Here is an 8,748-nt window from a genome sequence, read left to right on the forward strand (position 1 = left end):
ATCTTTTTGAATGTGGTTGCGCTATCGAATACAGCGGCCACAACATCTTCAGTTAAATAGCAGTCTTACCCTGTATCGTCTCAGTCAGTAACTGAACGTCGGGTTGCTTTAATAATGTCATATGATTCCCCAAACTCTGTCGCACGCTGACTTCAGGCATCAGTGTCTTCCAACCGACAAAACGTTCGGGTGACGAACCTTGCGCAATCACCAGCGTGGTGGGTGTTTTCGGTAATACATCCGGTGTGAACCAAATACGAATGTGTGTTGCGAAGGAACGATAAATCGCTGCAAAATCACTGTTTCGGGTACTTTTCGGCAGTTGTCCACAGTCAATCAAACGACTTAACGTCACTGAAAGACGCTCATGATACGAGAGCGGTGCCAGATCGGTTGGTGTTAATCCGAGTGAACAACCTCGCATTTCAAATAACTCGATCAGACGTACCAAAGCCTGAAGATCACTATATTCCTGATGATATGAGAGCAGCGGCACCCGGGAATCTGCGATTGTCAGTGATTTCACCGCAATGCCCTGCGCCTCCATTTGGGTGACGAGAGATAAAGCGACCCATCCACCAAATGAGTGACCGACAATATGAATCTCATGTGCGCCCAGCATCTCTTGCAACGCATCGAGATAGAAGGATGCCGCAGCCTCAACACTACTGTGAGGGATGCCGCCACCCCATAATCCTCGCGGTTGAATCGCCAGCACCGTCCAGTCGGATGGCATAGTCTGAACAAAATCAACAAATGAGAAAACATTATCTCCGGCACCGGGAATACACACGACAAGCGGTTTTCCCCGGACCCCGTTCTGCAATTTCATCACAGGTGTTTCATCCGCTGCCCGATGCACCGGGTTCTGCCGCCAAAACGCAGTCCGACGGGCAATAACTTGTGAAATTGCGGCTCCGACATCTGAGAGATAAGGGGCACTCATCAACTCATAATGGGTTCCGGGCACGGTGACACAGTGGATATTCTCAGCCGGCAGAATTTGAGACCACCCCAGTAAAGGTTCAATCTCCAGCGATTGTTGTGTCGCAATCAAATCGATATGAACCGGTAAAGGCAATGGCTGATACTCCGCGCGGAGAAAGTCTTTCTGATGGATCAACATCTGATGGAAATACGTTTCCGTCCACGCCTGAGGTAAATATCCTTCAGCACATCCCATCTGGTAGTAGTCCTGCCAGTGGTCTTTCTTCGGCAGTTTAACCGGAGCACCGTGCATCTGTCCGGCGAGATACTCAACCATATTGTGGCTCAGCGCCGTGATCATCTCATCATCGGTCTGTACAGGCTGTTTGATGACACCCGGCACCCAGCTATCCAGCATCCCCATAAACTCAACACGCTGATCCTGACCCAGTAACTGCGCGGCAACTTCATAAGCCAACACCCCACCGGAAGACCAGCCGAACAGGCGGTAAGGTCCTTGGGGTTGTGTCCGGCGAATCATACTGACATAACGTTCTGCCATGCGCTGATAGGTTTTCAGCGAGGTCTGCATCCGATCCGGTGCTGATAATCCATAAACGGGAACATCCGGGTCGATGTTCGCCGTCAACGCTGGCCCGTATAACAATTCTCCGCTGAATTCGGGGACGATAAACAGGGGTAACTGTTTCCCCGTGGTACGGAACGGAATGACTTGATCGTGCTGCGCCGGATTGTCCGTGTTTTGCGTAACCGCATCCTGAGACTGCACCGTTGCTGCCAGTTCATGGAGGACGGGCGTGGTCATCAATCTCGCCAAATCCAGTGTCATCCCTTGCCGCTGTGCTTCACTGACCATCCGCACCGCCAGCAAAGAGTGACCACCCAGCTCGAAGAAGTTGTCGGCCCGGCCGACCTGCTCAACGCCCAATAGCTCAGACCAAATTGCTGCCAGTTTTTCCTCGGCATCCCCGACCGGTGCTTGGTACTCATGCCGCACCACCGAGCTGATATCCGGCTCAGGCAGCGCTTTGCGGTTCACTTTGCCGTTCGGTGTCAATGGCATCGCATCAATCACCACATATACCGCCGGCACCATATGCGCCGGTAAACGCTCAGACAGTTCAGCTTTCAGTGTTACCACATCCGGCACCGCGTCTTGATTCACCGCGGTGTAGTAACCGACTAACTGTTTGTCTCCGCTCTCGCCAAAGGCACGCGCAATCACCACCGCATCCTGCACCCCGCCACACCCTTGTAACGCCGAGCTGATTTCACCCAGCTCGATGCGGAAACCACGGATTTTCACCTGGTCGTCATTGCGGCCCCGATACTCAATCGTCCCGTCCGCTAACCAGCAACCGACATCGCCGGTACGGTACATCACCGGGTAAGCTTCGTTGTATGGATTGGCAACAAAGCGCTCTGCGGTCAGCTCATCCCGGTTCAGATAGCCGCGCGCCACCTGTACCCCACCAATGTATAACTCCCCTTCAACCCCCACCGGAGCCGGACGACCGTCACCATCGAGCACATACATCTGAGTATTCGCCACCGGATGACCGATCGACACCCGGTCACCTTCCAGTTGCTGCGGACAGTGCCACGCGGTGACATCCACCGCCGCTTCTGTCGGGCCATACAGGTTATGTAATTCAATCTGTGGCAAACGGGCATAGCTCTTACGAATCGCTTCCGCCGGGAGCGCTTCACCACTACAGAACACCAGCCGTAATGATGGGCAATCTTCAGGGCTCACCACCTCAAGGAAGCTCTGCAACATCGGCGGCACAAAGTGCACGATGGTCACCCCTTGATTAGTGATAAGGGATTTTAAGTAGTCCGGGTCTTTGTGCCCTTCCGGCTTGGCCATCAGTAGCGTCGCACCCGACCACAGCGGGCAGAAGAACTCCCACACCGAGACATCAAAACTGAACGGCGTTTTCTGCAATACCACGTCATCAACGCCAAAGCCGTAGTCCTGTTGCATCCAGTACAGACGGTTGACCACGCCACGGTGCTCGTTCATTACCCCTTTCGGTAATCCGGTCGAGCCCGAAGTGTAAATAATGTACGCCAGATGACGATTGGTCAGCGCCGCTACTTCCGGGTTAGTCTGCGGGCTATCAAGCCATGGCTGAACCGCCGATGCTAAGTCCACCAGACGGGTGCTCTCGGGAATCTCGCCCAACACGTCGAGCAAGGAGCCTGTGGTCAGCAAGGCCACCGGCGCACTGTCGGATAACATATAGGTCAGCCGCTCGGTCGGATAACCCGGGTCAAGCGGCACATAGGCACCGCCCGCTTTGAGAATCGCCAGCAGGGAGACCACCAGCTCACAGCTTCGTTCCAGACAGACCGCGACCCGGCTGTCGGGGCGTACGCCTTGCGCAATCAGCCAGTGGGCCAGTTGGTTGGCCCGGGCATTCAGCTCGGCGTAACTGAGCGACTGCTCTTCAAACACCACTGCGGTTGCGTCAGGGTTGCGGGCCACCTGCCCCTCAATCAAAGTATGCAGGCATGACTCATCGGGGAATGGCGTTGCCGTCTGGTTAAACCGGTTGAGCACCAGATCCCGTTCAGCGCATGGCAACACGGCTAACTGACCAACCGGACATGTCGGCTCATCGGTCAAAGCCGTCATCAATGCCGTCAGCGTTTGTTCCACCATCACCGCCATCCGCTGTGCACCAATACGTGCATCGACTTTGAAATCCAGACTGAACCCCAGCCCTTCGAGATCATCGACCGACAATCCGACCGGATAGTTGGTCCGCTCTTCATTGGCCAGCATCTCAATTCCTTGCCAAGCCGAGACTGACTGTTGCGTATCGATATCCGTTTGGGCACTGCCGCCTTGATAACGGTAGTTTAACAGTGACGTAAATAATGGTGCCGGGGCACTGACACCACTACATTTCTGTACCTGTGACAGCGGTGCATGTTCATAGTTGAGTAACTCAGCCAACCGATGATGGGTATTCTGCACCGCTTCTCCGGTCTGCATCTGCCCGAAGGACAGACGCAGCGGTAAGGTATTGAGGAACATCCCTAACGCGCGATCCGCCCCGTCACCACCGGCCATCCGGCCGAACAGTACCGTACCGAAAACCACATCATCTCTTCCTGTGGTCGCTCGAATCACCAGTCCCCAAGCCAGATGGAACAGGCTTGCGGCACTGACGCCATAGCGCCGTGCTTGAGAGCGGATCTGCTGTGCCAGCCGGTCATCAACCGGATGGCGTAACGATTCAATCTCATGACCGTGACTCTGTGTTTCTGACAAATCAAACGGTGCGCAAGGCACCTCGATGTCGGCTAACTGCTCACGGAAATAATCGATATAGGTTTGCTGACTCAGTTCGGTCCGCGCCTGAGCGACAAAATTACGAAACGGGATGGGTTGTGGCAGAGTATGTTCCTGCCCCAACAAATGAGCCTGAACTTCCTCAATCACTAATTCCAGCGTGGTATGATCCATACACAAATGGTGCTGAAGTAAACACATCACCCACCGTTTCTGCGCCGGATCGGCAACATAATGAACCGCTAACATCGGAGCCTGAGAGACATCCATCTGCACCCGGGAAGGGGCAAAATGAGCCTGTAGTTGCTGAACGATGCCGTGCGACGATTCAGCGTCTTTACCCTGTCCGTCATTCAGCAATGAAGTCTTCAATAATTGCTCGGCCTGAAGTTCATGAACGGCAAGCGGCGCATTGCGCCAAACCACCTGATGCGCTTCACGCAGTCCATCCCAGACGATACCGGTCCGTAAAATGTCGTGACGCTGAATCACAGCCTGTAATGCGGTCAAAAAGCTTTCCATCCGGGACTTCTGATCAAAGGTCAGGATCACGGGCGTAATGTATGGATCACTCTCCTTCTGCAGGATATGGTGATACAAAATCCCTTCCTGTAACGGTGCCAGCGGATAGATATCCTGAATATTGGCCGCCCCGCCCGCAACACTGGCGGTAATCACCTCAATCTCTGCGGTTGTCAGTTCAGTGAGCGGTAACATCTCCGGCAGAATCTGTGTACACGCGTCAGGAATCCGATTACTCGGTACGCTCGCAGCCTGTGGTGCAGCGTTTTCTGTCAGCGCGTTTGCCAGTGCAGCCAGTGTCGGGTGATTGAATAACGCTTTGACACTCAGGTGATAGCCGCGTTGACGCAGCTGCTCAATCAGTTGAACCGACAACAGGGAATGGCCGCCCAGTTCAAAGAAGTGATCCTGACGACCGATTTTCTCAATCCCCAATAAGTCACGCCAGATGGCTGCGAGTAACTGTTCAACTTCGGTTTGTGGCGCTTCATAAACCCGGTGAGCAAATGCAGTTTCATCGGCCGGAGGCAAAGCTTTATGATCGACTTTGCCGTTTGGTGTCAGCGGTAATTGTTCCAGTAACATATAAGCCGATGGAATCATGTAATCCGGTAATGTCTCATGCAACCGCGATTTCAGCGCAGTCAGGTCAACGGTCACGCCAGCAGTCTGCGTGTAATAGCCGACCAAACGTTGATTGCCGCGCTGATCTTTTTGCGCGGTCACCACTGCATCCTGAATCCCTGCGCAGCGACGCAGTGCCGTTTCAATTTCACCCAGCTCGATACGATAACCACGAATTTTTACCTGATTATCGCAGCGTCCCTGATAGTGGATCAGACCGTCTTGCTTCCAACAGCCCAAATCACCGGTACGATACATCCGTGCATCCGCTTGTGGTGAAAATGGATCAGGCAAGAAACGCTCTTCCGTCAGATCAGGACGATTGAGATAACCGCGGGCAATACCGATACCGCCGATGTAGATTTCACCGGTCACCCCTTGGGGCACCGGCTCACCACGGGCATCGAGAATATAAATGGTGCCGTTGGGTCTCGGCACACCAATCGGTGGCTGACCGTCAAATCCCTGATGTAACGCACATGTCGTTCCCCAAATGGTGGTTTCGGTCGGTCCATACCCGTTATACACCATGCGGCCTTCGATCAGCCAAGGTTCAATCACACTGCGGGTGACCGCTTCTCCCGCGGTTAACAGCATCTTCAAATCCGGTAACGGCACGTCGGTACGCAAGCTCGCCAGCGCGGCCGGAGGAAGCGGTGCATGAGTAATACGGCGGGATTTGAGAATCGTCAGTAACTCTTCTCCGAGCGGCTGACCCGGCCCGGCAAAATGTAGTTCCGCACCGGTGCAGATCCCCAATACTATCTCAAACATGCTCGCATCAAAGCTGATCGAAGCAAACTGTAAAACCCGACTCTCTTTGCCCACGGCCAGCATGTTACGCTGCGCGTATGACACATTACACAGTCCTTGGTGAGCGATCATCACGCCTTTCGGTTTGCCGGTCGAACCGGAGGTATAGATGATATAGGCCAGATGCTGCGCCGTCAGGCCGAGGGCTGCGGCATTCAGATTGGTTGTCTCATAATCAGCCCAGAGATGACGATGAGCACCCATATCCACAACGGTGCAGTCCGGTGCGATTTCCCCGAGACGCGGTAGAACGTCTGCATGTGTGATCAACACCTGTGGCGCGCTGTCGGTCAGCATATGAATCAGACGCCCGTCAGGATAATTGGGATCCATCGGTACATACACCCCACCGGCTTTCATCGTCGCTAACATTGCAATCAGCAAATCGGCACTACGGGGTAAAGAAATCGCAACGTGACTGTCGGGACGAACGCCGTGTTCAGCCAGCCAGTGCGCCAGTTGATTGGCCTGCGAATTGAGCTCACCATAGGTCAGCGATTCACAATCAGTGACCAGCGCAGTTACGTCCGGTGTCTCCTCGACAAATGATTCAAACAGTTGATGAATACAGACATCATCAGGAAAATCCAGCGCGGTCTGATTCAACGTTTTGATCAGGTAATCCCGCTCGGATTGCGGCAAAATCGGTAACGTCCGGATATCAGCATCACGCTCGGCGATCATGCCTTGCAACAGACATTTCCAGTAGCCGAAATAGCGTTCGATCGTGGCGGGATCAAACAGTGCGGTCGCATAGTTCAGGGTGCCGGATAAATGGTCATCACATTCGGTCATGATCAGAGCCAAGTCCACTTTGGCCGATTGATCGGGAACCTCGACATGAGACAACCGCATCTCGCCCAGTTCAGCTTCAACACGAGGCTGATTCTGCAAGGTAAACAGGACTTGAAAGACCGGAGAATAAGAGAGACTACGCTGAGGTGCGATCGCCTCAACCACTTGTTCAAACGGAATATCCTGATTGGACTGTGCTGCCAGTGAAGTGGCTTTAACCTGAGCCAGCAACGCTTCGGTATTCAGCGGTTGTGATAAATCAACCCGCAACGCCTGTGTATTAACGAACATACCGATCAGATTGCCGACTTCTTTGCGGGTCCGTCCGGCTACCGGTGTGCCGATCACCACATCATCCTGTCCGGCCAGACGCCCCATCAGTGCCGCCCAACTGGCAAATAACGTCATATACAAGGTACATCCATAACGTTGACTTAACGCTCTCAGTCCTGCGGTCAGTTCGGCATCCAGCGTCACACTGACATTGTCACCGAGATAGTCGCGCTGCTCAGGACGAGGGCGATCCGTCGGCAACCCCAGCAGTTCAGGCGCACCTTGCAGATGGGATACCCAATACTGCTGCTGTTGCTCAAGTACCTCGCCTTGAATGTGGTCTTGTTGCCACTGAGCATAATCACCGAACTGAATGATGGGTTGCGGCAGTGGATCGGCACTGTTTTGTGCATACGCGCGGTATAACACACTTAACTCTTCAGTCAGAATCCCCATCGACCAACCATCAGCAACAATGTGGTGCATGGCGATATACAGGGTGTGATCGGTGTCCGTTTGACGAATTAACCGCCCTTGTACCAAGGGGCCTTGGGTAAGATCAAATTGGGGATCTTCATAAGCGGAGCGAGTCTCCCCCGCAACCGGATGACAAATCTCCAGCGGAAAACCGCTATCCGCTGCACCGATGATTTGCATCGGCTGCCCGTCACGGAGCTCAATGTGGGTTCGCAAGGCAGCATGGCGAACCACCAACTGATCCAAAGCCTGTGTTAAGGCCGCCATATTTAATGGCCCTTGAATGCGCATCCCAGCGGCAATCACGTAGGCAGCCGTGGTCGCAGCATCCATTTGTGACATGACCCATAACCGTTGCTGAGCCAGCGACAGTGGGAATTCTCGTTGATTTTCATCGGCAGCCACGATGATGTCTTGCCCGGGAAGCCGGGGCTGTGACGCCCCGTCTTGTTCAAGTTGTTCCAGAATTGCCATCATTTCTTCGGGTGACAATTCATCAATAGAAAAGCGTGTATCAGTCATGATTATTTCTTCCCTTTGGCTAAACGCTGCGCCACATTTTCAATATCCTGTGATGCAAAAGCAGAAAGTTTGATATAAGCCAGCTTCATGGCTAACGCAGAGAGCACTGAGTGCTCAAAAAGTTCGGTAATCGTCACCTCAATCCGAAGACGGTGCTGGATCTCTGAAATCAGCCGAACCGCCAGCAGTGAGTGTCCCCCTAATTCAAAGAAGTCATCCTGACGCCCCACTCGTTCTACATTGAGTAACTGACTCCAAATTTCAGCCAGTGTCGTCTCCATAGCATTTTTCGGCGCTTCGTATTGCCGCACGACAAAAGCCGTCTCATCCGGCTCGGGCAATGCCCGGCGGTCAACCTTACCGTTCGCCGTCAGTGGCATCTCAGACAGCGCAACATAAGCCGCCGGTACCATGTAATCCGGTAAATGCGACGCCAAACGCGCCTTCAGTTCACTCGCTGTCAGTGACGA

General features: G+C 53.6%; 2 protein-coding genes. Both read right to left on the reverse strand.

Annotated elements, in window-relative coordinates; translation table 11 throughout:
* Positions 1-52 precede the first annotated feature (52 nt).
* Positions 53-8,278, reverse strand: a complete 8,226-nt coding sequence (locus tag AC55NX_RS18555) for an amino acid adenylation domain-containing protein (protein ID WP_496997078.1) — start codon at positions 8,276-8,278, stop codon at positions 53-55.
* A 2-nt stretch (positions 8,279-8,280) separates the two neighbouring features.
* Positions 8,281-8,748: phosphopantetheine-binding protein (locus tag AC55NX_RS18560; protein WP_496997079.1), on the reverse strand; the 468-nt coding region annotated here is incomplete at its 5' end.

The organism is Vibrio rubrogenes, assembly GCF_059641415.1.

Excerpts from the sequence above, each read along its gene's own strand:
- AC55NX_RS18555 (WP_496997078.1), bottom strand. The coding sequence starts at position 8,278 with ATGACTGATACACGCTTTTCTATTGATGAATTGTCACCCGAAGAAATG.